Below are 1442 nucleotides of genomic sequence, written 5' to 3'. Positions count from 1 at the left end.
CAAGGCCGTGAAGTTAAGGCTCGGGAAGGCAAACGCGTGGGGACTGATCTGGTGTGATCCGGGACGTGAGAAGCGGAGCCCCGGTAGAACTGGCAGTCGACCAAGACAGCCGTTCACAGTACCGGAGGCTCCGCTGTCCGATCAGTGTGTCATCACGAGTGAAATCACGGTAGCCAAGGGCCTGTTCGCCCCTGGGCATCTGGGGGAACTCACCCAGATCGTCCCGTTCGAGATGGTCGACGCGGCCCTTGTCGAAACAGGTGCGGTCCAGCAGCGACTGCGGAAGATCCCCGCACGGGTGGTGGTCTACCTGCTGCTGGCCGCAGCCCTGTTCGACGACTGCGGCTACCTGGCCGTCTGGCGCAAGCTCACCGCCGCACTGGAAGCGATACCGGTCGCGAAGGTCACCGGCACAGCGCTCTGGAACGCCCGGACCCGCCTGGGGACACGTCCCATGCAGGCCCTGTTCGACCTGTTGCGGGGGCCGGCGACCACGATCCGTACCGCCGGCGCCCACTTCAAGGGCCTGCTGACCGTCGCGATCGACGGCACCTGCCTCGACGTCCCCGACAGCCCACTGCACCTGGCCCGCCTGGGCTCGATCACCAACCAGTACGGGACCTCCGGCTACCCGCAGATCTGCCTGACCGCGCTGGTGGCCTGCGGCACCCGCGCAGTCATCGACGCCGCCTTCGGCCCCCGCTCCAGCGGCGAGAGTGCCTACGCCAAGCAACTGGCCCGTTCCCTGCACGCCGGAATGATCGTCCTCCTCGACCGGGGCTTTTCCGGCAATCCGTTCCTGACCACCGTCGCCAGCGCAGAGGCCGCCTTCCTAGCCCGCCTCTCCGCCGCCCGCAAGCCTCCGGTCCTGGCCCGCTACGACGACGGCTCCCACCTCTCCCGCTTCGGCGGCCTCGAAGTCCGCATCATCGAATACGAGATCACCCTCACCACCAGCCGAGGCCGCACAACCGGACTCTATCGACTGGCCACCAACCTCCTCGACCACCACCGATACCCGGCATCCGACCTGGTCAGCCTCTACCACGAACGATGGGAGATAGAGTCCGCCTACTTCGCGATCAAGAAGTCGATGCTGGGCCGACGCGTCCTGCGCTCCAAGACCTGGGCAGGCATCACCCAAGAGGTCTACGCCCTCCTGAGCGCCTACCAGACCCTGCGGATCGCGATCGCCGACGCCACCGAAACCGCACCCGGAGCGGACCCCGACCGGGGAAGTTTCACCGTCGCACTACGATGCGCCCGCGATCAGATCGTCCGAGCCTCGGGCATCATCGCCGACACCACGATCGACCTCGTCGGAACGATCGGCCGAACAGTCCTGGACCACCTCATGCCCGCCCGCCGCCTCCGCGTCAGCCCCCGAGCGGTGAAACGACCCCTATCCCGATACGCATACAAAAGCCTCAAAGTCGACCGAC

The 1442-nt window shown here is 66.6% G+C and carries 1 protein-coding gene; it reads left to right on the top strand.

Features of this window, described 5'->3' with window-relative positions; genetic code table 11:
• Positions 1 to 232: 232 nt before the first annotated feature.
• Positions 233 to 1442: IS4 family transposase (locus ACFV3R_RS34620; RefSeq protein ID WP_385591529.1), on the top strand; the 1210-nt coding region annotated here is incomplete at its 3' end.

The organism is Streptomyces sp. NPDC059740 (assembly GCF_042733155.1).
GTDB lineage: Bacteria > Actinomycetota > Actinomycetes > Streptomycetales > Streptomycetaceae > Streptomyces.
This window is presented reverse-complemented; position numbering and strand designations above follow the sequence as displayed.